Origin of the sequence: Clostridium sp. YIM B02500 (assembly GCF_022324665.1) — a bacterium.
GTDB lineage: Bacteria > Bacillota > Clostridia > Clostridiales > Clostridiaceae > Clostridium > Clostridium beijerinckii.
On the sequence record NZ_JAKGTE010000004.1, the window covers coordinates 43,586 to 67,619 of the forward strand.

Below are 24,034 nucleotides of genomic sequence, written 5' to 3' on the forward strand. Positions count from 1 at the left end.
TATATTAGAGAAGTATTTTTATGTGGAGGAAATATGCAAAACAAAAATCCTAACAGTCGTTTTGGAGTAGACATAAATGAATATACAACAAGTGTTCAGTTTAACGTATTGGCAACAAAAGTAGATTTTTTGTACTTGAGAGCGTCAGGATCTGCAACAGGAAGGTTTAGGGTTGATAGAAAGTTTGTAGATTATGCGAAGAATAGTAGGAATTATGGAATCCCAGTTGGAGCATATCATTTTTCTATGCCATCTTATGATCTAACAGATGCGGATAGACAATGTGATGACTTTATAAATACACTGCAGCAGGGGTTCGGAAACAATGATTATGGGGATTTGTTTCCTGTAATAGATGTAGAGGCACCTTTGGATAAATCAATAAGTACAAGAACATTAATTGATTGGATTGATAGATTTAGAAAAAGATTTGAAAGAAAAACTAGAAGAAGGCTTATGATTTACACAGGAACAAATTTTATAGAGCTTTATGATAATTTTTATATTCCTGGACGTGGCTATCCACTAAAAAATATGCCACTATGGATTGCAATGTATACAAGTATCCCTATTAATCCTGAATTCCCTCCTAATGTTGGAGGCTGGACCAGATGGAGGATATGGCAATATAGTGAAAGCCAAACTGTACAAGGAATTGGGAATCCTGTTGATGCAAATTGGGGACCGGATAATGTAGATTTATTAAGGCAGCCTCGTGTTGTTACTGGATTAAAGGCAGCGTACCAGAATAGGAACATAAATGTTTCTTGGAATAGAAATCCTGATGTAGATTTATTGGGATATAACATTTTTGTAAATAGAGAATGGGTTGGAACTGTTGATGAAAATGCTACAAGTTATTTAATAACTAGTAATAAGGTAAATACTCAGAAGAATGCACCAGTAGAAGTATCAATTGAAGCTTTTGATTATGATGGAGAAACTTCAAAAACTCGTGCAAAAGTAAATCTATAATAAATAGTATCGTATTTCAGCTTATATGGGAATATAATCATATTTCTATTGATAGTTGGAATATGATATAATGAAAACATTGATGACAATTTGAAAAATATGTAAATTATCATCGATAAATGTACTCAAAATAAATATTAAACATAGAAGATGTATGATATTTAATTCCTTGAAAGGAGAATAAGGGAGTGGAAAAACGCACCGGCAAAAGAGCAAACGCTTCTAAAAACAATTATAATAAAAAGAAGAAAATTATGCTCGCAATATTTACATTAATTATAGCAGGAGCTGCTGCACTAATTGCATACTCAATAGCTATAAAAGGTATAGTTAAGGAGTGGGATGATAAAATATATCCGGGAGTAACTGTACAAGAAGTAAATATTGGAGGAATGACTAAAGAAGAAGCTAAGAATAAGCTTACCGAAACATTTGTAACATCTATAGAAAATAAAAAGTTATCTATTAAAATAGAGGACAAACAATATGAACTTATTTACTCTGATATTAATCCTAAATATGATATAGATGCAACTGTTGAAGAGGCTTATAAACTTGGAAAAAAAGATGGGGTCTTAAGCAGATATATAAGCATAAAGAGTAATAATAGTAAGAGCAAGGAGGTTCCAATCAAATTTTCTTATAATGAAGAAAATTTGAAGGAATACGAGGAAAAACTTCAGATAGCTGTTAATCAACCTGCTAAAGATGCAGCAGTTAGCATACAAAAGAATAATATTGTGATTAAACCAGAGACAGAAGGAAAGACAGTTAATTTAGATACACTAGATCAGAAGTTGAAAGAAAATATAAATGGAGATATTAATTCTGATAATTCAGTATCAATTGATTTAGAAGTAACAAAACCTAAAATAACTCAAGAAGATCTATCCAAGATAAAAGGAGTAATGGGTACTTTTTCATCAAATTATTCCACATCGCCGGAAGGAAGATGTAATAACATAGAAATAGCTACTTCAGCAATAAACGGAACAATAGTTATGCCAGGAGAAATATTTAGTTTTAATGATGTTGTAGGACCTAGAACAGCTGAAAGAGGTTATAAGGAAGCTGGAACATATGTTGGAAATAAAATAGAACCCGGAATTGGTGGTGGAATATGTCAAGTATCGACCACTATTTATAGAGCTGCTATGAAAGCAAACCTAAGGTCTATTGAAAGAACAAATCATTCCATGGCTGTTGGTTATGCACAACCTGGGCTTGATGCCACTGTTTCATATGGATATTTAGATTATAAGTTTAAAAACACATATGATTTTCCTATATATATTCAAGGGAATACGTCAGGTAAAGTAGTGACTTACAGTATATATGGAGATCCTAGTGCTTTAAATGGAAGAACATATGATATGGCAAGTGAAATTCTTGAAACAATACCACCAGAAACAAAAGTGGTAGATGATAGCAGTTTACCAGTGGGACAAGAAGTAACAGAGGGAGCTGGAATGACTGGTTATAGAGCAAGAGCATATCAGATAACTTATGAAAATGGTTCTGAAGTGAATAGAGAAGTAGTATCAACAGATACTTATGCAAGTGTAGGAATAGTAGTCAAAAAAGGAACTCAACCCGTAGATGCGACTCAACAGCCAGAAACAACAGCAGAGCCGCCAGCAGCTCAGCCAACAGCAGAACCACCTGTAGCTCAACCAACACAATAGGTAAAAATTTAATATTTACAAAAAACTCAAAGCATATTTTCTTTAGGAATTATTAAGATGAATTAAAGAAAGTATGCTTAAGTTTTATTCAAGGACAAGATAACTTTAATATATTGAATAATTTACTAATTAGAATATGTAATAATATACATTTAATATTGAAAGATTCTTCCATGACTATATAATTATTATTTTTGACTTGTTATGAACCATATAGTATAATTTTAAATTAAAGTGAAATAATTTTTGTACAAAATAGGAGAAGGTGACGTTTTGAATTTAAATATAGTATTATATGAACCTGAGATACCTCAGAATACTGGAAATATTGCAAGAACTTGCGTTTTAACAGGCAGCAAGCTGCATTTAATAAAACCTCTTGGGTTCGAAATAAATGAAAAGCAAGTGAGAAGAGCAGGTTTAGATTATTGGAAAGATTTGGATCTAGAAATACATGATAGCTATGAAGAATTCTTGAAAAAATATGGTAATAAAACAATATATTTATCCACTACACATGGAGAAACGCATTTTGATGAAATTTCCTTCAAAGAAGGGGATTTTATAATGTTTGGAAGAGAATCTAGTGGAGTTCCTGAAGAAGTGCATAATAGACATATTGGATTTAGGGTTCCAATGATAAAATCAAGTACTAGAAGTTTAAATTTATCTAATACAGTAGCTATAGTGGCTTATGAAGCTTTAAGGCAGATAGGATTTCCTAATATGAAATAATTGAAGAGGAATGAAGATATATGGAAAAGATAAAAATTATAACAGATAGCACTGCTGATCTGCCAAAAGATATATATGAGAAATACGATATAGAAGTTTTGCCATTATTGATAAACTTTGGTGAAGAAAGTTATCTAGATGGCGTTGAGATAAATACGGATGAAGTTTTTGAAAGAATTAGAAATGAAAATATACTTCCAACTACAGCTCAAGTTACTCCGAATAGATTTGTTGAAATATATAAGAAGTACTTAGCGGAAGGATATAAAATTATATCAATTCATATGTCTTCTGTGATGAGTGGAACATACCAATCGGCATGTATTGCTAAGGAAATGCTAGAAAGCCAAGATATAATAGTTGTTGATTCTCAGAATGTAACAGCCGCTTTAGGAATACTTGTATTAAAAGCTGTTAAGCTCAGAGAAAATGGTTATAATATTTCAGAAGTTGAAGAAAAATTAAATAGCATTAGAAATAAAGTTAAGCTTTCAGTTTACTTTGATTCTTTAGAATACCTCGTGAGAGGCGGAAGAATTTCAAAAACTGCTGGCATGGTTGGTGGAATGCTTGGAATAAAATTAATACTTGAAATAAAAGATGGTATAATGTCAGTTAAAGATAAAATTAGAGGAAATAAAAAGGCGATTAAGAAAATTATTAGTGATTTAGAAAACGCGACGTTAGATGATGAAGTACCTGTAATATTGATTGACGTAAATAATATTGAAGTAAAGGAAGCACTTAGAACATATATGAAGGACAATGGTGTTAACTTTATTGAATGTCCAGTTGGATCAACTGTATGTATACATTCTGGACCTGGCTGCTGTGGATTAGTCTTTTTAAATAAATAAATTTAATTAATAAATAAAAAACATGCTTTTAGCTACAATTTATATTTAAACATAGTTGATATAAGTAGTATATAAGCATGTTTTTATATTTATTTTACCAGACCTAATTTTCATAGTTACATATAGTGGACTTGCAATATTTACAGAATAGGAGGTATACTAATAGAAAGAGAGATCACTTCAATAAATTTAATGAATACGTTTAATTAAAAATAATTTATATAAATTATAAGGAGGAAACTTATGAATTTGGATTATAACATGAAGATGACCCAGGAACAGAGATTAGTACTCACTCAAAATATGCAACAATCCATAAAGCTTTTACAAATGTCTCTTCATGATTTGAGAGAATATATTGACAATGAATATTCGGAAAATCCAGTGTTAGAGGTTAATGAGGAAATAAGCTCATATGATGATGAACAGATAAACAGAGACGTTAATATAGAAGACAAATACGATCATAAAAAATTAGTTGAAGAATTATATTCTGATAATTACAAGGATAGATCAGAAACAAATTATTCTAATGAAGAAGTTTCGCCATTAAATTTCATTGAGAAAAAAGTATCACTAAAAGAATATTTACAAGAGCAGTTGATTGAAGCCGACATAGATCAATATATGTTAGATATATGTAATTATATTGTTGAATCATTGGATTATAGAGGCTATTTGGAAATATCAACAGGAGAACTTGCAGAAGAATTGAATATACCTGAAGAGATAGTTAATAAGGCATTAGAAGTGGTACAGGCGTTGGAACCATATGGAATAGGTGCTAGGAATATCAAGGAATGTCTGCTTATCCAGAGCTTAAAATTAAATATTTTAGATGATGTAATAGAAAAGATAATTTTAAATCATTTAGAAAATATTGCAGAAAATAAATATGAAACTGTGGCAAAGGACCTTAATATAAATCCAAGAGAAGCTCAAAGATATGGTGATTTAATAAAAAAGCTGGAACCTAAACCATCAAGAGGATTTTATACAGGAGAAGAGGTTAATTATATAATTCCTGATGCTGAAATAAAGAATGTTGATGGTGAATTTTTCATTTTGATGAATGAAAGTGTTTTGCCAAGACTTATGATAAATAAAACATATAGAGATGTTTTAAGAAATAATCAAGATTCAGAAACAAACACTTACGTTAAGGAAAAAATTAATCAAGCACTTTTCTTAATTAAGTCAATAGAGCAAAGGAAAAATACATTATATAAGGTGTTAGAATGTGTTGTTGAAAAGCAAAATGATTTCTTTAAGTTTGGAAGACAGTATATAAAACCTTTGACATTAAAAGAAGTTGCAGAAATAATCAATCTTCATGAATCTACTGTAAGTAGAGCAATTAAAGATAAATATGTTTTAACAAGTTATGGAACAGTTAAAATAAAAGATTTATTCGCAAGTGGGTTATCCTCAAATAATAATGAAGATATGGCAACTTCAAAAATAAAAAATGAAATAAAGAAAATAATAGAAGAAGAGAATAAAAGTAAGCCTTTGTCAGATCAACTAATAAGTTCTATGTTAGTAGAAAAAAATATGAATATATCTAGAAGAACTGTCGCAAAATATAGAGAGGAATTAGGTATTAAATCATCTTCTGCAAGGAAGAGATTATAAAAATTCCATAAAATAATTACTTTAAAATTTTAATGTTAAAAATTCAATTGTCAATATTCAATTACGTTTTAAGAATATGTTAACTTTGAGTATAGTAATATATAAAGTTCATGATTACTTTTTCTGTAATTAATATTGACAGTTGATAAAATGGTTCTTGAATTCAAAAATACTATTTCACATAGCTATTATTAAGCGTAATAATATTAAATATGAAACGCTGTATAAAACTAGAAAAAAGTTTGCTAATAATTTATTTTGTTAGGTTTTTTTTGTTTTTTTTGAAATATTATAAAAAAAGTTTTCCTAAAGACTTTAAAATTTCAAAAAGGTGTTTTATAATAATAGATGTGGGACGTAATGAAATGATATGGGACACGTAGTGACCAAAGGAGTGTTTGAGTTGCAGGAAATATTAGAATTACAAAAGAAGATAGTTCCTGAGCTTGTAAATACATTGGAGAAAAGGTATAACGTACTCAGAACAATCTTTCATAATCAACCTATAGGACGAAGAGTACTCGCTGATATGTTAAATGTTGGTGAAAGAACAGTTAGAACAGAAATAGGTTTTTTAAAAGAACAAGGTTTAATTGAGATAAATACTTCTGGAATGACAGTTACAAGTGAAGGCGTAGAGATTATACACAAACTAAATGATTTCATTCATGAAATAAAAGGTCTTTCAGAAGTTGAAAAGAAAATACAATCTTCTCTTAACTTAAAAAAAGTAATCATAGTCCCAGGAGATGTAGAAGAAAATCCTTTAGTTTTAAAGGATTTAGGAAAAGCATGTGCTAATTATGTTAAAGATGTGCTAAAAGATAATTCTATTATAGCATTAACAGGCGGGAGCACTTTAAAAGAAGTTGTAGAAGCTTTTCCAAGAGTAACAAATTTATCTCAGATACAAGTAGTACCAGCTAGAGGTGGAATGGGGAAAAAGGTTGAAACCCAGGCCAATACGTTAGCAGCCACTTTGGCAAAAAAATTAAATGGTACTTATAAGATGCTTCACATCTCAGAAAATTTGAGTCTAGATATAATAGGCACCTTGCTTAAAGAAGAGGCAGTAAAAGTTGTTATAGATACTATACATAAGGCAGATGTACTAATTTATGGTATAGGTAACGCGGTGCAAATGGCTCGAAAAAGAGGTGTACCACAGCAAGAAATTGATAATTTGATTAATAATGGAGCTGTTGGAGAAGCATTTGGATGTTATTTTAATAAAGATTCGAAAATAATCTCAGAAACTACCGCAATTGGAATTAAAATTAATGAAGCAAGAAAAATAAAAACACATATTGCAGTAGCAGGTGGGAAAAATAAAGTAGAGTCAATTATTGCAACTGAATATAACGACAATGATGGTGTTTTAGTTACAGATGAGGCAGCAGCCAAAGGAATATTAAGTAAACTAAATAGTTAAATTCAGTTATTAAATTAGTTTGTAAAATTTATTTTTATAAAAAAGAAAAGCATTATTAGGAGGTAATTGTAATGGTAAACGTAGCAATTAATGGTTTTGGAAGAATAGGAAGATTAGCTTTAAGATTAATGATTAACAACCCTGAATTTAATGTGGTTGCAATCAACGACTTAACAGATGCTAAAATGTTAGCTCATTTATTTAAATATGATTCAGCTCAAGGAAGATTCGATGGAGAAATCGAAGTTAAAGAAGGAGCTTTCGTAGTTAATGGAAAAGAAATTAAGGTTACTGCTGATGCTAAGCCTGAAAACTTACCATGGGGAGAATTAAACGTAGATATCGTTTTAGAATGTACTGGATTCTTTGCATCAAAGAAATCAGCTTCAGCTCATATCGCAGCTGGTGCTAAGAAAGTTGTTATTTCAGCTCCTGCAGGAAATGATCTACCAACAGTAGTTTACAATGTAAACCACGACATCTTAAAGGCAGAAGATACAGTTATTTCAGGTGCTTCATGTACTACTAACTGTTTAGCTCCAATGGCTAAAGTATTAAGTGATGATTTTGGATTAACAAAAGGTTTCATGACTACAATTCACTCATACACTAACGATCAAAATACTTTAGATGCTCCACACAGAAAAGGTGATTTAAGAAGAGCTAGAGCTGCTGCAGCTTCTATCATTCCTAACTCAACTGGTGCTGCTAAAGCAATCGGATTAGTTATTCCAGAATTAGCTGGAAAATTAGATGGTGGTGCTCAAAGAGTTCCAACAATCACTGGTTCATTAACTGAATTAGTTTGTACTTTATCTAAGAAAGTTACTGTAGATGAAGTTAACGCTGCTATGAAAGCTGCTGCAACTGAATCTTTCGGATACACTGAAGATGAAATAGTTTCTTGCGATATAATCGGAAGCAGCTTCGGTTCATTATTCGATGGTACTCAAACTAAAGTTATGGAAGTTAATGGAGAACAATTAGTTAAAGTAGCTGCTTGGTACGATAACGAAATGTCATACACTAACCAATTAATCAGAACTTTAGGATACTTCGCTAACTTAAAGTAATTTGAATTATATCTTAGAACATAAAGAGCGCAAATTTATGTTAAAGTAAATAAGTCTGGTTTTGTAGTATAAGGCTATAAAGCCAGACTATTTTAAAATGAAGGAATAATCAATAAAATAAATATCAGAGGTGAAAATAAATGAATTTCAATAAGAAAACAATTGAAGATATTGAAGTGAGTGGAAAAAAAGTACTAGTAAGATGTGACTTTAACGTACCACTTAAAGATGGAGTTATAACTGATGAAAATAGATTGGTAGGAGCTCTTCCAACTATTAAATATTTAGTAGAAAAAGGTGCAAAGGTTATTCTTTGTTCACATTTAGGAAAAGATGCTTCAAAATCATTAGCACCAGTAGCTACAAGATTAAGCGAAATGCTAGGGAAAGAAGTTATTTTTGCTAGAGATGAAGAAGTTGTTGGCGAAAACGCTAAAAAAGCAGTTTCAGAAATGAAAGATGGAGACATCGTTTTATTAGAAAACACAAGATGCAGAAAAGAAGAAACTAAGAACATTCCAGAATTCTCTAAAGAATTAGCTTCATTAGCTGATGTATTTGTTAATGACGCATTTGGAACAGCTCATAGAGCTCACTGTTCAACTGTTGGTGTAACTGATTACTTAGATACAGCTGTATGTGGATACTTAATCCAAAAAGAATTAAAATTCTTAGGAAATGCAGTTGAAAGTCCAGTAAGACCATTCGTTGCTATCTTAGGTGGAGCTAAAGTTTCTGATAAAATCGCTGTTATAAACAATCTTTTAGATAAAGTTAACACAATTATTATCGGTGGAGGAATGGCTTATACATTCTTAAAAGCTCAAGGATATGAAATCGGAACTTCATTAGTTGAAGAAGATAGACTTGAATATGCTAAAGAAATGGTTGCTAAGGCTGCTGAAAAAGGAGTTAAATTCTTATTACCAGTAGATCACAGAGTTGCTGCAGAATTTAAAGATGTAGAAGCTACAATTACTGAAGATCAAAATATTCCAGTAGGAAACATGGGATTAGATATTGGACCAAAGACAGAAACTTTATATGCTGATGCAATTAAAGATGCTAAGACTGTAATTTGGAATGGACCAATGGGTGTATTTGAATTCGAAAACTATAATAAAGGAACAATTGCAGTAGCTAAGGCTATGGCTGATGCAGATGCTACTACTATAATTGGTGGTGGAGATTCAGCTGCTGCTGTTAATATTTTAGGATTTGGAGATAAGATGACTCACATTTCAACAGGTGGTGGAGCATCATTAGAATTCTTAGAAGGTAAAGTATTACCAGGAATCGCTGCATTAAACGACTAATTTTAAATAATTGGTTTTGAATAAATAATATTTTCAAAAGAAGTTTATAAGTTTAGTTAGATTATATAGTGAAACTTGATAGGTAGTGATTGCCCCCTAATGAATTTAAGTTGAACTTATCCACAAGAGTGTAAACATATCTCTTATATTTAAGTAATAGATTTTTGAAGATGCTAGATGGTTAAGTAAGATATTTGAATAGTTAGGGAATATATATTCAAAAAAAGTAATAAGCTATTTTTTAGGAAGCAAATTCGACGGGATTTGGTGGGTCCAAGGCCAAGGAGCCATTCTTAAATATTTAGTTTGTAATTTTTGTAGATATATAATAAGCTTAAGGAAATTTGATCACTTTCCTTAAGCTTATATAGATTCATAATATAATTAAGACAATTTATAAGTTTCATTAATAAAAAAATTATGAGGTGAGTGGAATGAGAAAAGCAATTATCGCAGGAAACTGGAAAATGAATAAAACTATTGATGAAGCAGTTAAAATGGTAGAAGAATTAAAGCTATTAGTTAAAGATGCTACATGTGATGTAGTTGTATGTCCTACATTTGTATGTTTAGATGCTGTTAAAAAGGCTGTAGCTGGTTCAAATATAAAGGTTGCTGCACAAAACATGCATTTTGAAGAAAGTGGAGCTTTCACAGGAGAAGTTGCTCCAGGAATGCTTGAAGCTATGGGAATAGATTATGTTGTTTTAGGTCATAGTGAAAGAAGAGAATACTTCAATGAAACTGATGAAGCATTAAACAAAAAAGTTAAGAAAGCTTTCGAACATAATATTACTCCAATACTTTGTTGTGGAGAATCTTTAGAACAAAGAGAAAACGGAACTACTAATAAAGTTATTGAAGCTCAAATAAAAGCTGATATAGCTGGATTAACTAATGAACAAGTAGAAAAACTTGTTATTGCTTACGAACCAATCTGGGCAATTGGAACAGGAAAAACTGCTACTGATGAACAAGCAAATGAAACAATCAAGGCTATAAGAGCTATGGTTGCTGAAATGTATGGATCAGAATCGGCTGAAAAAACAAGAATTCAATACGGTGGATCAGTTAAACCAAATACAATAAAAGCACAAATGGAAATGTCTGATATAGACGGAGCATTAGTTGGTGGAGCTAGCTTAGTTCCAGCTGATTTCGCTGCAATAGTTAATTATTAGTATTAAATTTTTTAAGCTGTCTTAGAATGACGAAAATCGCACTAAGACAGCTTTTTTTAAGTAAATAATAATTTGATATTAAAGTAATTCATAAAACATTTATATTATAATAACATAAATTTACTTTAAATCTTTATAAAGTTGCATTAAGTGTAAAAAAATAATATAATTTAAGATATTAATAGTATGTAAAACATAATAAATGATAATATTTAATATTATATATTTCTAACAAATAAATTTATTTAGTTAACTTACAGATATTAATTTAATAAAGAAATCTAAGAATTTTATAGTATATTTTGTGAAAATATTTGGAGGGATAGGAAATGTCAAAAAAACCTGTTATGTTAATGATATTAGATGGTTTTGGGATTGCGCCAAAATCAGAAGGAAATGCTGTAACTTTAGCGAAAAAGCCAAATTTAGATAAACTATTCGAAAAATACCCTACTTCACAATTACAAGCTAGTGGTTTAGCTGTTGGATTACCAGAAGGTCAAATGGGTAATTCAGAAGTTGGTCACTTAAATATTGGATCTGGTAGAATAGTATACCAAGAATTAACAAGAATTACAAAAGCAATAGCAGATGGAGATTTTTTTGAGAACGAATCATTAAAATTAGCTATGACTAATGCTAAAAAGACAGGATCGTCTTTACATTTAATGGGGTTATTATCAGATGGTGGAGTTCATTCACATATAGAACATTTAAGAGGTCTTTTAGAATTTGCTAAGAAAGAAGAAGTTCAAAATGTTTATGTTCATGCATTTATGGATGGAAGAGATGTTCCACCTTCATCAGGACAAGAATTCATTGAAAAAACTGAAAAGATGATGGCCGAAGTAGGGGTAGGTAAGATTGCAACTGTAAGTGGTAGATACTATGCAATGGATAGAGATAATAGATGGGAAAGAGTTGAGCTTGCATATAATGCTTTAGTTTTAGGAAAAGGTGAAACTGCAAGTAGTGCAACTGAAGCTATAGAAAAATCATATCATGATAATAAAACTGATGAATTTGTATTACCAACAGTTGTAACTGAAAATGGTAATCCAACTGCAAATATTAAAAATGGAGATTCAGTTATATTCTTTAACTTTAGACCAGATAGAGCAAGAGAAATAACTAGAGCTATTAATGATAGAGAATTTGCAGGATTCAAGAGAGAAACTCTAGATCTTACTTTTGTAACAATGACTCAATATGATAAGACTCTAGAAAGAGTAAATGTTGCATATACTCCTCAAACTTTAAGTAATACTCTTGGAGAATATGTAAGTAATAAGGGCTTAAATCAATTAAGAATAGCAGAAACTGAGAAATATGCTCACGTTACTTTCTTCTTTAACGGTGGAGTAGAGAAAGAAAATCCAGGTGAAGACAGAAAAGTTATACCTTCACCAAAGGTTGCAACTTATGATTTAAAACCAGAAATGAGTGCATATGAAGTAACAGATGAATTAATAGATAGATTAGATAGCGATAAGTATGATATGGTAATTCTAAATTTTGCTAATCCAGATATGGTAGGTCATACAGGAGTTGTTGAGGCTGCAGTTAAAGCAATCGAAGCAGTTGACGAATGTGTAGGAAAGATTGCAGATAAAATTTTAGAAAAGAATGGATGCTTATTTATCACTGCGGATCATGGTAATGCTGAAACTATGATAGATTTTTCAACAGGAAACCCATATACAGCGCATACTACACATGAAGTACCATTTGTTTGGGTTGCAAATGATACTGAAGGTAAGAAATTAAGCAACGGAAAACTTGCTGATATTGCTCCAACAATGTTAGTTCAATTAGGACTTGAAGTTCCTACAGAAATGACTGGAGAAAATCTAATAGTAAACAAGTAATTTTAATTAATAAAAAAGCTGCTTGAAATAATTTTTAAATTATTTCAGGCAGTTTTTTATTTTAGAAAAAATATAATTTATTAAAGTTTCTTTATTAAAATTTGAGTTGTAATTAAAAAAAGCCAATGTTATATACACTAAATTATAAACTTCATTAATTAAAACTTATTATATATATTGCAAAAATAATTCTTTATGATAATTCTGAAAATGTTTCAAGAATTTTATCAGTAATTGTGAATTTAAACATATATATGACTAAGTACAAATCTACTTAAATAAGGGAAGAAAAATAAGATTTTAAAGAAGGATTTACTCAGAATTGCATAAAATAAGCATAAAATTAATATATTAGTAAAAAAGATTTAGGATTGATAATATGAAAAAGAATTTTGCATATTCTGCTGATTTTGATGAGTATACAGAAAAATTATTTAGAGAGGCTAAGTATCTAGGTGAGGGAAACAATGGTGTGGTTTATGAGTTGCCAAATAAAAAAGCTATCAAAATATTTCTGAGGAAAAAGGTATGTAATGATGAGGGCAGTATTCTTGCTAAAACTAATGGGTCGAAATACTTTCCCTATATGTATAAGAGAGGAAAATTCTATGTGATAAGGGATCTTGTGGATGGAATAAGGCTTGATAAGCATATAAAGGAGAATGGGTTAAGTGAAAGATTAGTTAGAAACATATATGAATTATTATTAGAATTCAAGAGACTTAAATTTAAAAAATTAGATATCAGATGTAAAGATGTTTATGTCTCAGAGGATGAAAAACTTATGATAATAGATCCTAAAAAGGCGTACAGTAGAAAGGTTGATTATCCAAGACACTTAATGAAGGGATTATGCAAAGTTGGTGTATTGGATGAATTTTTTGAATGTATAAAGAAAATAGACGCAAAGAAAGCTGCATCATGGGAATTAAAATTTAGAAGATATTGTGGGGCAAAAAATTTATCGATATTAGATGATGATTAAATATATAAAGATATAGGAGAAGATAACTCAAAATGAATATTTATGTAATGAGTTTTAAGTAAAACACTTATAAATTTTATGGCATTAGTATCATTTTGAGTAAATCTCTAATGGAATTTATATAAAAGATTATATCGGCTAATATGTTAAGAAGAATTGTATAAATTAAACAAATAAATTATGTTATGTAAGTTTGACTTTTGATCTAATTAAACCATATAAGTCAGTTTTATATTTACATAAAAAATAATATGAATATTCCTAAATTATTTTACCAATAATATTATGGTAAATGAAATAAAAAGCTTTTTATTTAGTAAATTATGTATTATAATTATATTGATAAGAATTCTCAATACAATTATAAAAATGAGGAGGTAATATTAAATGAAAGATTATTTAGAAATTGTAGATGTAGTTGCAAGACAAATTTTAGACTCAAGATGTTTCCCAACAGTAGAGGTAGAAATATATTTAGAAGATGGAACAATTGGAAGAGCAGCAGTTCCATCAGGAGCTTCAACAGGAATGTATGAAGCAGTAGAATTAAGAGATGGTGATAAAGATAAATTTTTAGGAAAAGGTGTTTTAAATGCAATTAGAAATGTAAATGAAATTATTGCAGAAGAATTAATTGGATGCAATGTGTTTGAACAAACTTACATTGATAAAATGCTAATTGAATTAGATGGAACAAACAATAAGAGTAAGCTTGGTGCTAATGCTATATTAGGAGTTTCATTAGCTGTTGCAAATGCAGCTGCAAATTCATTAGATATGCCTTTATATAGATATATCGGTGGAGTTAATTCAAAAGTATTGCCAGTCCCTATGATGAACATATTAAATGGTGGATCACATGCTGATAACTCTGTAGATTTACAAGAATTTATGATCATGCCAGCAGGAGCACCTACATTTAGTGAAGCGTTAAGAATGTGTGCTGAAGTTTATCACACATTAAAGAAAATTTTAAATGATAAAGGTTATTCAACAGGTATTGGTGATGAAGGTGGATTTGCACCAAACTTAAAATCAAATCAAGAAGCTCTTGATGTAATAATTGAAGCAATAGGAAAAGCTGGATATAAGGCTGGAGAAGAAATCTTTATAGCAATTGATGCTGCTTCATCAGAATATTATAAAGATGGTAAATACGTATTAGAACATGAAGGAAGAACATTAACATCAGCAGAGATGGTTGATTTCTTTGAAGATTGGGTTAATAAATATCCAATTATCTCAATTGAAGATGGTATGGCAGAAGAAGATTGGGAAGGTTGGAAGCTTATAACTGAAAGATTAGGAAAGAAAGTTCAATTAGTTGGTGATGATTTATTTGTTACTAATACAGAAAGACTTGAAAAAGGTATTGATCTTGGTGTAGCTAATTCAATTCTTATTAAGCTAAATCAAATAGGTACATTAACAGAGACATTAAATGCTATAGAAATGGCAAATAGAGCTGGATATACAGCAGTTGTTTCTCATAGATCAGGAGAAACAGAAGATACAACTATAGCTGACTTAGTTGTAGCTGTAAATGCAGGTCAAATAAAGACTGGAGCACCAGCTAGATCAGAAAGAGTTGCTAAGTATAATCAATTGTTAAGAATTGAAGAAGAGTTAAATGATGTTGCTGAGTACAGAGGCAGAAAAGCTTTCTTTAATATAAAATAAATTATTATTAAAGATAATTTTTAAGTAAGAAGTAATTTTGCTTAAGGATAAATCATAATAAAGTTTATTAGGAAAAGTTATAGGAATATAGTTCTTATAACTTTTTTCTAAATTCTAAATAATTTGATCTTAATGTAATTTTTATTACATAAGTTGTAATAAGTAAATAAATGTGATATTATTAAACGTATGTTATTGATCATTATAGGAGGTGTTACCTATGCAAAATATATTATTAATTTTTGAAGGAATATTAGGCTTAGCTACTATTATAACTGTTTATATGCAACCTAGTAAAGCTGATGCGTTAAGTGGTTTAATACAAGGAAGCACAAAAGATACATTCTTTGCAAAAAATAAATCGAGAACTAAAGAAGTAATTCTTGTGAGATTAACAGTTATTTTTATGGCGTTGTTTGCAATTAATACAGTTTTATTAAATTTAATAAAATAATAACTATAAGCTACTTTACTTAGGTAGCTTTTTTTTATTTTTAAATTTTAGGATGTCCATATAATCATAGAAACTTATTATCATCATAAAATAATAAATTTAGTCAAATGGTTAATAAAGTGGTATATAAAACGTATTGACTAATTGCAACTATATGGAATATAATTAAATAAAAATAAATCGTAGTAATTTAATAGGAATAATATGAATAAATATTAATATAATTATAAAAGATTAATGCTATGAAGGGAACAAGTAAGTTAGTGGAAGTTTTTAGAGAGGAATTCTCAAAAGGCTGTGAGGAATTCTAAATTGAACCTAGTTGAATGCATCCTGGAGCACTAAGTTGAAGTTAAAAGTAGGCTTAGCAGGTGTGCCTGATATAGCACATAAAGATGTTGTTGAATAAAAATGCATTTAAGCATTAAGAATAACAATCAGAGTGGAACCGCGGAAATTTTCTGCCTCTGTTTTTTGCAGAGGTAGTTTATTTTTTTAGGAGAAATTTATATGCCAAATTTCTGGGGAAATATATGATTTGTAAATAATTATATATAGATAATTTGTATATATCAAATTGTGGAGGGGATTATATGGATATTAATAGTAAAGAAATTATGGAAAATAAAAAACTAGAGGAAATACTAAAGATGGTTGAAAAAATAAGATTTGGATCAATAACGTTAATAATACAGGATGGAGTAGTAATACAGGTGGACAAGAACGAAAAAATAAGAATGAGATAGTATTTTAGTTAGCATCTAGAGAAGTATGATTATATATTATGAGTATAAATATTAATGAGAGCTTTAAGCATAATAAACTCAAAAAAGAGATTGACAAATTTGAATTTAGGGAATATATTATATAAAAACACAGCAATCTTATATGAATAAGAGGATATGGAAAAGAATAATATTTAAGTAAGTCTGACTGGAAAGCTAGAGGACATACTTCTAATTAATAGAAGTATGTCCTCTTTTCTTTTTTAAGAAAAATATTATTCTAAATAATTTAAGGAGGAAAGTCGTAATTATGGGAACAATTAATTTAAAAGAATGTTCAGTGACTATAAGGGAGACAAGGTTAGGTTCAATTACTGGCTTTAATGGATCAGCCAAGGAACTTGTCACATGTGCTCATGCGGGAAAATTGAAAGATAGTTCAAGAAAATTTTCTCAATGTATGGGATGTAACGCAGGTCATGCTTTTTGTCAATTATCTATGATAAGAGATGCAGTTGTTGTTAATCATGCACCTATAGGATGCGCAGGTGATTTCTTTGGATTTAATTTTACTTATAGAGTCGAACAGATGAAAAGAGAGCTTCCGGCTACAATAGGAAGATATTTTAGTACCTGCATTGAAGAAAAAGATACTGTTTTCGGTGCAGCTAAGAAATTAGAGGATACCGTAAGAGAAGCATATAAAAGAACCAAACCTAATGCAATCTTTGTTACAACTTCTTGTGCATCTGGGATCATAGGTGAGGATGTAGATGCGATAACTGAAAATTTGTCAAAAGAGCTAGGTATACCAGTTATATCATGTTCTTGTGAAGGGTTTAGATCTAAAATATGGACAACAGGCTTTGATGCTGCTTATCACTCAATTTTAAGAAAGTTAGTAAAGCCGCCTAGAAAGAAAACAAATAAAATCAATGTAGCTAATTTCTGGGGAAGTCATATTTTTGATGAATTTTTAAATAGATTGGGTTATGAAGCACAATATATTGTACCATTTTCAACGGTTGCAGAACTTGAGTATATTTCAGAGGCAGCAGCAACAATCCATATATGCCCATCCCTTAGCACTTATTTAGGGGCAGCTTTAGAACAAGAATATGGAGTCAAAGAAATAAAGTCTCCACCAGCCTATGGTATAGAAGGAACAGATATATGGATGAGAGAGATTGGTAGAGTATTAGGCAAAGAGGAAGAAATTGAAGAAATTATAAAAGAAGAGCATGAAAGGGTACTACCTAAACTTGAAGAATATAGATACAAACTAAAAGGGAAGACAGCATATGTAACAGCGGGAGCGGCTCATGGCCATGCAATAATAGCAATGCTTAGAGAGCTTGGGTTAAATGTTCAAGGGGCAGCAATATTTCATCATGATCCTCTATATGACAATAAAGATAAAACTTCGGATGCTTTAGCTCAAACAGTCAATATTTATGGTGATATCAAGCACTACAATGTTTGTAATAAACAAGCCTATGAATTGGTTAATATATTAAACAGAGTAAAACCAGATCTTATGATTGCAAGACATGGTGGAATGACTATGTGGGGGGCAAAGCTTGGAATACCAACTTTATTAATTGGGGATGAGCAATTTGGTTTTGGATATCAGGGAGTTTTAAATTATGCTTCAAGAATAGTTGAAACCCTTGATAATAGAGAATTTGTAAGTAATTTAGCCAAGCATAGTACTATGCCTTATACAAAATGGTGGCTAGATCAAGATCCATTTACTTTCTTAGGAGGTAATAGTAGTGTCGAAAATTATTGAACAACCTAGATTTTCCTGTGCTTTAGGAGCACAGCAAACAGTAATAGCCATAAAACGAGGAGTTCCTATACTACATTCTGGACCAGGATGCAGTAATAAAATTAGTTCTTTGATAGGACAAGGTGAAGGCTATGCTGGAGGTAACACGATTCCATGTACTAATGCTTCGGAAGCTGATGTAGTGTTTGGAGGGGAACGAAAACTTAAAGATGTTATTAATGGAGCCTTTCAAGTAATTGATGCTGATTTGTATGTGGTACTTACTGGCTGCACATCAGATATTGTTGGAGATGATGTAGGAAGTGTTACGTCAAAATATCAAGAAGGAAACAAACCTATTGTATATGTAGAGACAGGTGGATTTAAAAGCAATAATTACGTAAGTCATAGTGAAGTTGTCAATGCAATAATAGATCAATATGTAGATAAATTCAAAAATAGCAATGGAGTAAAAAAGGGGCTCGTAAATGTATTTGTAACAGTACCTTATCAAGATCCATATTGGAGTGGAAATTTAGAAGAAATAAAAAGAGTTCTTGAAGGTATTGGTTTAGAAGTAAATATACTTTTTGGAAATGAATCTAATGGTATTGAAGAATGGAAGACAATACCTAATGCAGAGTTTAATATAGTTGCAAGTTCATGGGTAGGATTAAATATTGCAGAACATCTAAAAAATAAATATAAAACACCATACGTGCATTTTCCATACTTACCAATAGGAGCAATTGCTACATCGAAATTTTTAAGGCAAGTTGGTGAATTTGCAGATTTAGATAAGAATAAGGTTGAGAATTTTATAAAGAAAGAAGAAGAAAAATTTTATTTTCATATAGAAAAAACTGCGGACTTTATGCTTGAGTTTAGATATGGTTTGCCTAGAAAATTCTACAGCATTTTAGATGCATCGTATTCATTAGGATTTTCTAAATTCCTATTAAATGAACTTGGAATACTTCCAGGAAAGCAATTTATTATTGATGATACCCCAGAGCAATATAAAGAATCTATAATAAAAGAATTTGAAAGCATATCTGAGTATAGATCAGCAGAAGTTGAATTTAATGTAGATGCTGGCGCAGTTCAATTGGAAATAGAAAAGGAAAAAGATTTTCAAGAAGGCAGGGCTTTAATACTTGGAAGCGGCTGGGATAGAGATTTAGCGGCAAAATTAAATGCAGATTTGCTTATCACTAGTGTGCCAGTAACATATAGACTTATATTAAATTGTGGTTACGCAGGATACAATGGGGGGCTTAGAGCAATTGAGGATATATATGATAGAGTGCTAAACACCTATAGATAAATATGAAAATATGTAAGAGTTTAAATATGTATATAGTTAAATAGAAAAAAATTTAACTATTTAAATATGTATCTAGATAAGAATTTAAATATAAAAATATATAAATATTTATAGATAAATAGCGGGTTTGAGATGGATTTAAGCCAACTAAATATAAAAGATAAAAGGGATTATATGGATTTATAGAGGTTTTAAATATGAGCGTTTTTATAAGAATTATTAATGCAAATTAACATCAATAATTGATAAATTTGGAGGGAGAAAGATGAGTAATTACAAGTTCGATACTATTAAAGTTAGAGGAGGATACAATCCAAAGGAACATAATGATGCTGCATCAGTACCGATATATGCAACACCATATCTATTTAATCCTATTAAATATGGAGCAGATATAGTAATATACTCAGCAACAAAAGTCCTAAGTGGCCATGGAAACGTGATTGCAGGAGTGATAGTTGATAGTGGTAAATTCAATTGGCCTTGAGGATTCTGAAGATTTAATTAATGATTTAAGACAAGCTTTTAAGGAAGCTTTAAGCTAATTATAGGGAAAGTTTAAAAATACTTTAGGTATATTAAAATAGAGAAATGACCAATTAAAAGAATTCATATTTTTATATGCCGATAAGTTTTAATAATTTATAAAAAAGGAGAATATAGCAATGGCAGAAAAAACTTTAAGACAAGTGGCAATTTACGGTAAGGGGGGAATAGGAAAATCAACAACTACTCAAAATTTAACAGCAGGGCTTGCAGAGCTTGGGAAAAATGTAATGGTAGTTGGTTGCGATCCTAAAGCAGATTCAACAAGATTATTATTGGGGGGACTAGCTCAAAGAACTGTTTTAGATACTTTGAGAGAAGAAGGAGAAGATATAGAGCTTGAAGCCATTATGAAGACAGGCTTTAAAGGTATAAAATGCGTTGAATCTGGAGGCCCAGAGCCTGGAGTTGGATGCGCAGGAAGAGGAATTATAACCTCTATTGGAATGCTTGAAAGGTTAGGAGCCTACACTGAAGATTTAGATTATGTATTTTACGACGTTCTTGGGGATGTTGTATGTGGAGGTTTTGCAATGCCTATAAGAGAAGGTAAAGCAAAAGAGATATATATAGTTGCAAGCGGTGAAATGATGGCATTATATGCTGCAAATAACATCTCCAAAGGAATTCAAAAGTATGCGCTAAAAGGTGGAGTTAGACTTGGAGGAATAATATGTAATAGCAGAAATGTTGATAGAGAGCTTGACCTGTTAAAAGCTTTTGCAAAGGAACTTGGAACACAATTAATTCATTTTGTACCAAGAAATAATGTTGTTCAGAGAGCTGAAATAAGAAAAAAGACTGTCATAGAGTTTAACCCAGAAGATAAACAGGCTGATGAATACAGAGAATTAGCTAGAAAGATAGAAGAAAATGATTTATTTGTAATTCCAAAACCAATGACTCAAGACAGACTCGAAGAAATTTTAATAGAATATGGATTAGTGGATTTAGATGAGGATTATATAATTTAGTTTAAAATCCTTTAGACATACTATAAGGAATAGGAAGACTTAAAACATCACTATTCGAGGTAATGGGAGGTAATTTTATGATAACTGTTAAGAATATAAGTAAAACATTTAATACTCCAACAGGAAAAGTTGAGGTATTGAGAGATATAAGCCTAGAAATAGCGCGAGGGGATATATTTGGAGTAATTGGTTTTAGCGGCGCAGGTAAATCGACATTAATACGTTGTTTAAATGGCCTTGAAAAACCCGATTCTGGTAATATAATCATTGGAGAAAATGAGATAACTAAGTTAAATGGAAAAGAATTAAGAAGTGCTAGAAAAAAAATAGGTATGATATTTCAACAATTTAATTTATTTGATTCAAAAACTGTTTATGAAAATATTGCATTTCCATTAGAAATTTCAGGATATAAGAAAGAGGCAATAAAGAGAAGAGTTGAAGAGATATTGGAATTAGTTGAATTGTCAGAAAAAAGGGATTCATATCCACTTCAACTAAGTGGAGGGCAAAAACAAAGGGTTGGTATTGCAAGAGCTTTGGCTAATGATCCGGATGTACTTTTAAGTGATGAAGCAACTTCTGCTTTAGATCCACAAACCACCTTTTCAATTTTAGAACTTTTGAAAAATATAAACCAAAGGTTAAGCTTAACAATAGTGATAATAACACACGAACTAGATGTGTTAAGGTATTGCACTAATAATATGGTAGTTTTAGAAGATGGTCATATAGTAGAAGAGGGAAATACAGAAAACTTATTTTTAAATCCTAAAAGTGATACTTTAAAGAAATTTATAACAATAACAGAAGGATTTCAAAATAATAGGAAATTTTCAGGGGGGGAAGGAATATGAGCAATGATTTAGTTAAATTGCTTTTAGTTGGAACAGAGGAAACTTTATATATGGTATTGCTTTCATCCATAGTAGCCTTTTTGATAGGTGTGCCAATTGGAGTATTATTGGTTGTTACGGATAAAGGCGGAATTTTTCCTTTATATAAAGTTAACAAAATCGCTGGTTTCTTAATTAATGTAATAAGATCCACGCCTGAAATAATATTAATAATTATATTATTGCCATTATCAAAATTTATTGTTGGGACAACATTAGGTGCAAATGCAGCAATAGTATCTATTTCAATAGGTTCAGCTCCATTTATTGCGAGAATAATTGAAAACAGCTTAAAGGAAGTTGGATTTGGAAAAATAGAAGCTGCAGAATCAATGGGCGCAACTCCTATTGATATAATAAAAAAAGTTCTGCTTCCAGAAGCTCTTCCTTCAATTGTAAGAGGAATAACTATAGCAATTATAGGAATAATAGGCTTTACAGCTATAGCAGGTGCAATTGGTGCTGGCGGACTTGGAAGTTTAGCTATAAGATTTGGCTACCAAAGATTTCGTACAGATGTACTTATAGGGACTGTGGTTATTCTAGTTATTATAGTACAAGCTATACAGCTTATTGGAGATCTCATCGCAAAGTCAATTAATAAGAAGAGATTTAAGTTTGAATAAATATGGAGGGATTAAATTGAAGAAAAAATTATTATCAATAATTACAAGTGGATTACTTTTAGTAGGAGTATTTGCTGGATGCTCAGCTAACAAAGAAGATACAAGCAAAGCTACAAGTGCATCAACAACAACTGAAAAGAGCGAAGTGACTTTAAAAGTAGGTGCAGCATTAACACCGCATGCTGAGATATTAGAGCATATTAAGCCAAAACTGAAGGAACAAGGTATTAACTTAGAAATAGTGACCCTTGATGATGAAGGCCAGCTAAATCCGGCATTGGATGAAAAGCAAATTGATGCAAATTATTTTCAACATGTTCCTTACTTAGAGTCTGTATCAAAAGAAAAAGGATACGACTTTGAAGTGGCAGGAAAAATACACGTTGAGCCCATAGGATTATATTCTAATAAACTTAAATCAATAAATGATTTACAAGATGGGGATAAGATAGGTATACCTAACAACCCTTCCAATGAATATAGAGCTTTAGTTCTTCTTGAAAAAAATGGACTAATTAAACTAAAAAGTGGATTAGAAAATTATTCTGCGACACCAAATGATATAGCTGAAAATCCTAAACATCTTCAATTTGTAGAGGCAGATGTAGCACAATTACCTAGGTCTCTTGGAGATTTAGCGGGAGCAGTAATAAATACTAATATAATTTTAGATGCTAAAATTGATCCAAATACAGCAATTCTTAGGGAAGATGGAGATTCTCCTTACGCAAATGTAATTACGATTAGAAAAGGAGATAAAGATAGAAAAGAAATCAAGGCACTTGTTTCAGCCCTAACTACAGATGATGTTAAAAACTTTATTAAAGAAAAATATGGGTCTGCGGTAGTTCCAGCATTTTAAAGAGGAGGAAGATATGTCATACAAAATAGCATTTGCAAGCAGTGATGGAAAAGTTGTAAATCAACATTTTGGAAGAACAAAGCAATTCTTAATTGTTGAAGTGGATGATAAAGAATATAAGTATGTAGAGACAAGATTTAATGAGCCATCGTGCCAAGAATTTCAGCACACTGAGGATGCTTTAAGTAAATCTATTGAATTAATATCTGATTGTAAAGCAGTCTTTGTAGCGAGAATTGGACAAGGAGCCTTAGCTGAGGTTGAGTCGAAAGGAATAAAAGGAATTGAGGCACCTTATTTTATAGAAGATATACTAAAAAAAGTGCTAAATTCAAAAGTAAATATTTTAGATTTATATTAATAATCTAAGTTATAAGTATGATTCAAGTAAGTAAATAGTATTTAAAGAATTCAATTAAATTAGGACTTAG

General features: G+C 30.6%; 21 protein-coding genes, 1 pseudogene and 1 other annotated feature. All 22 genes and pseudogenes read left to right on the forward strand.

What is annotated here, in order from left to right; translation table 11 throughout:
* Nucleotides 1-33: 33 nt before the first annotated feature.
* The 22 genes and pseudogenes from L1S46_RS04245 (at nt 34) to L1S46_RS04350 (ending at nt 23,964) form a co-directional block, all read left to right on the forward strand.
* Complete coding sequence (locus L1S46_RS04245) at nt 34-975, forward strand: glycoside hydrolase family 25 protein (protein WP_011967939.1); 942 nt, start codon at nt 34-36, stop codon at nt 973-975.
* Between the two features lie 188 nt (nt 976-1,163).
* On the forward strand, nt 1,164-2,660 hold the full coding sequence (locus L1S46_RS04250) for a VanW family protein (protein ID WP_238899289.1): 1,497 nt from the start codon (nt 1,164-1,166) through the stop codon (nt 2,658-2,660).
* 273 nt (nt 2,661-2,933) lie between these two features.
* A complete protein-coding gene (locus L1S46_RS04255) occupies nt 2,934-3,395 on the forward strand; it encodes a tRNA (cytidine(34)-2'-O)-methyltransferase (protein ID WP_238899290.1) in 462 nt (153 codons plus the stop codon).
* A 20-nt stretch (nt 3,396-3,415) separates the two neighbouring features.
* On the forward strand, nt 3,416-4,252 hold the full coding sequence (locus L1S46_RS04260; protein ID WP_065418318.1) for a DegV family protein: 837 nt from the start codon (nt 3,416-3,418) through the stop codon (nt 4,250-4,252).
* A 243-nt stretch (nt 4,253-4,495) separates the two neighbouring features.
* Nucleotides 4,496-5,887: an RNA polymerase factor sigma-54 gene (gene rpoN / locus L1S46_RS04265; protein WP_041894052.1), complete on the forward strand. Its 1,392-nt coding sequence runs from the start codon at nt 4,496-4,498 to the stop codon at nt 5,885-5,887.
* A 370-nt stretch (nt 5,888-6,257) separates the two neighbouring features.
* Nucleotides 6,258-7,319 (forward strand): sugar-binding domain-containing protein, encoded by a 1,062-nt coding sequence (locus L1S46_RS04270; RefSeq protein WP_031275614.1) that lies wholly within the window; start codon nt 6,258-6,260, stop codon nt 7,317-7,319.
* 71 nt (nt 7,320-7,390) lie between these two features.
* Entirely contained in the window at nt 7,391-8,392 is a 1,002-nt protein-coding gene (gene gap, locus L1S46_RS04275) for a type I glyceraldehyde-3-phosphate dehydrogenase (protein ID WP_011967945.1), read from the forward strand.
* Between the two features lie 140 nt (nt 8,393-8,532).
* Complete coding sequence (locus L1S46_RS04280) at nt 8,533-9,708, forward strand: phosphoglycerate kinase (RefSeq protein WP_238899291.1); 1,176 nt, start codon at nt 8,533-8,535, stop codon at nt 9,706-9,708.
* 434 nt (nt 9,709-10,142) lie between these two features.
* A complete protein-coding gene (tpiA, locus tag L1S46_RS04285) occupies nt 10,143-10,889 on the forward strand; it encodes a triose-phosphate isomerase (protein WP_238899292.1) in 747 nt (248 codons plus the stop codon).
* Between the two features lie 329 nt (nt 10,890-11,218).
* Complete coding sequence (gene gpmI, locus L1S46_RS04290; protein WP_238899293.1) at nt 11,219-12,757, forward strand: 2,3-bisphosphoglycerate-independent phosphoglycerate mutase; 1,539 nt, start codon at nt 11,219-11,221, stop codon at nt 12,755-12,757.
* A gap of 379 nt (nt 12,758-13,136) precedes the next feature.
* The gene (locus L1S46_RS04295) at nt 13,137-13,742 is read left to right on the forward strand and encodes a hypothetical protein (protein ID WP_011967949.1); all 606 of its coding nucleotides are present in this window, start codon (nt 13,137-13,139) and stop codon (nt 13,740-13,742) included.
* A 387-nt stretch (nt 13,743-14,129) separates the two neighbouring features.
* The gene (gene eno / locus L1S46_RS04300; protein WP_011967950.1) at nt 14,130-15,422 is read left to right on the forward strand and encodes a phosphopyruvate hydratase; all 1,293 of its coding nucleotides are present in this window, start codon (nt 14,130-14,132) and stop codon (nt 15,420-15,422) included.
* Nucleotides 15,423-15,642: 220 nt separating this feature from the next.
* Nucleotides 15,643-15,876: a preprotein translocase subunit SecG gene (gene secG, locus L1S46_RS04305; protein WP_017212495.1), complete on the forward strand. Its 234-nt coding sequence runs from the start codon at nt 15,643-15,645 to the stop codon at nt 15,874-15,876.
* Between the two features lie 233 nt (nt 15,877-16,109).
* Nucleotides 16,110-16,348, forward strand: a binding site (T-box leader).
* Between the two features lie 121 nt (nt 16,349-16,469).
* Nucleotides 16,470-16,622, forward strand: coding sequence for a YezD family protein (locus tag L1S46_RS04310; RefSeq protein ID WP_023973655.1), 153 nt, complete (start codon nt 16,470-16,472; stop codon nt 16,620-16,622).
* Between the two features lie 289 nt (nt 16,623-16,911).
* Nucleotides 16,912-18,393 (forward strand): nitrogenase component 1, encoded by a 1,482-nt coding sequence (locus L1S46_RS04315; RefSeq protein WP_238899294.1) that lies wholly within the window; start codon nt 16,912-16,914, stop codon nt 18,391-18,393.
* The gene (locus L1S46_RS04320) at nt 18,377-19,699 is read left to right on the forward strand and encodes a nitrogenase component 1 (protein ID WP_238899295.1); all 1,323 of its coding nucleotides are present in this window, start codon (nt 18,377-18,379) and stop codon (nt 19,697-19,699) included. The genes L1S46_RS04315 and L1S46_RS04320 overlap by 17 nt, the downstream gene beginning before the upstream one ends.
* 349 nt (nt 19,700-20,048) lie before the next feature.
* Nucleotides 20,049-20,180 (forward strand): annotated as a pseudogene (locus L1S46_RS04325) (PLP-dependent transferase); the annotation flags it as partial.
* Between the two features lie 184 nt (nt 20,181-20,364).
* A complete protein-coding gene (gene nifH, locus L1S46_RS04330; protein WP_238899296.1) occupies nt 20,365-21,219 on the forward strand; it encodes a nitrogenase iron protein in 855 nt (284 codons plus the stop codon).
* Nucleotides 21,220-21,296: 77 nt separating this feature from the next.
* The gene (locus L1S46_RS04335; protein WP_039773286.1) at nt 21,297-22,076 is read left to right on the forward strand and encodes an ATP-binding cassette domain-containing protein; all 780 of its coding nucleotides are present in this window, start codon (nt 21,297-21,299) and stop codon (nt 22,074-22,076) included.
* The gene (locus L1S46_RS04340; protein ID WP_041894100.1) at nt 22,073-22,741 is read left to right on the forward strand and encodes a methionine ABC transporter permease; all 669 of its coding nucleotides are present in this window, start codon (nt 22,073-22,075) and stop codon (nt 22,739-22,741) included. The genes L1S46_RS04335 and L1S46_RS04340 overlap by 4 nt, the downstream gene beginning before the upstream one ends.
* 16 nt (nt 22,742-22,757) lie before the next feature.
* The gene (locus L1S46_RS04345) at nt 22,758-23,603 is read left to right on the forward strand and encodes a MetQ/NlpA family ABC transporter substrate-binding protein (protein WP_238899297.1); all 846 of its coding nucleotides are present in this window, start codon (nt 22,758-22,760) and stop codon (nt 23,601-23,603) included.
* Between the two features lie 13 nt (nt 23,604-23,616).
* Nucleotides 23,617-23,964, forward strand: coding sequence for a NifB/NifX family molybdenum-iron cluster-binding protein (locus tag L1S46_RS04350; protein WP_017212482.1), 348 nt, complete (start codon nt 23,617-23,619; stop codon nt 23,962-23,964).
* The last annotated feature ends 70 nt before the right edge of the window (nt 23,965-24,034 follow it).

Excerpts from the sequence above, each read along its gene's own strand:
- L1S46_RS04270 (WP_031275614.1), top strand. The coding sequence starts at position 6,258 with ATGGGACACGTAGTGACCAAAGGAGTGTTTGAGTTGCAGGAAATATTA.
- L1S46_RS04335 (WP_039773286.1), top strand. The coding sequence starts at position 21,297 with ATGATAACTGTTAAGAATATAAGTAAAACATTTAATACTCCAACAGGA.
- L1S46_RS04280 (WP_238899291.1), top strand. The coding sequence starts at position 8,533 with ATGAATTTCAATAAGAAAACAATTGAAGATATTGAAGTGAGTGGAAAA.
- secG (WP_017212495.1), top strand. The coding sequence starts at position 15,643 with ATGCAAAATATATTATTAATTTTTGAAGGAATATTAGGCTTAGCTACT.
- gap (WP_011967945.1), top strand. The coding sequence starts at position 7,391 with ATGGTAAACGTAGCAATTAATGGTTTTGGAAGAATAGGAAGATTAGCT.
- L1S46_RS04350 (WP_017212482.1), top strand. The coding sequence starts at position 23,617 with ATGTCATACAAAATAGCATTTGCAAGCAGTGATGGAAAAGTTGTAAAT.
- L1S46_RS04295 (WP_011967949.1), top strand. The coding sequence starts at position 13,137 with ATGAAAAAGAATTTTGCATATTCTGCTGATTTTGATGAGTATACAGAA.
- tpiA (WP_238899292.1), top strand. The coding sequence starts at position 10,143 with ATGAGAAAAGCAATTATCGCAGGAAACTGGAAAATGAATAAAACTATT.
- L1S46_RS04340 (WP_041894100.1), top strand. The coding sequence starts at position 22,073 with ATGAGCAATGATTTAGTTAAATTGCTTTTAGTTGGAACAGAGGAAACT.
- eno (WP_011967950.1), top strand. The coding sequence starts at position 14,130 with ATGAAAGATTATTTAGAAATTGTAGATGTAGTTGCAAGACAAATTTTA.
- rpoN (WP_041894052.1), top strand. The coding sequence starts at position 4,496 with ATGAATTTGGATTATAACATGAAGATGACCCAGGAACAGAGATTAGTA.
- L1S46_RS04310 (WP_023973655.1), top strand. The coding sequence starts at position 16,470 with ATGGATATTAATAGTAAAGAAATTATGGAAAATAAAAAACTAGAGGAA.
- gpmI (WP_238899293.1), top strand. The coding sequence starts at position 11,219 with ATGTCAAAAAAACCTGTTATGTTAATGATATTAGATGGTTTTGGGATT.
- L1S46_RS04315 (WP_238899294.1), top strand. The coding sequence starts at position 16,912 with ATGGGAACAATTAATTTAAAAGAATGTTCAGTGACTATAAGGGAGACA.
- nifH (WP_238899296.1), top strand. The coding sequence starts at position 20,365 with ATGGCAGAAAAAACTTTAAGACAAGTGGCAATTTACGGTAAGGGGGGA.
- L1S46_RS04245 (WP_011967939.1), top strand. The coding sequence starts at position 34 with ATGCAAAACAAAAATCCTAACAGTCGTTTTGGAGTAGACATAAATGAA.
- L1S46_RS04260 (WP_065418318.1), top strand. The coding sequence starts at position 3,416 with ATGGAAAAGATAAAAATTATAACAGATAGCACTGCTGATCTGCCAAAA.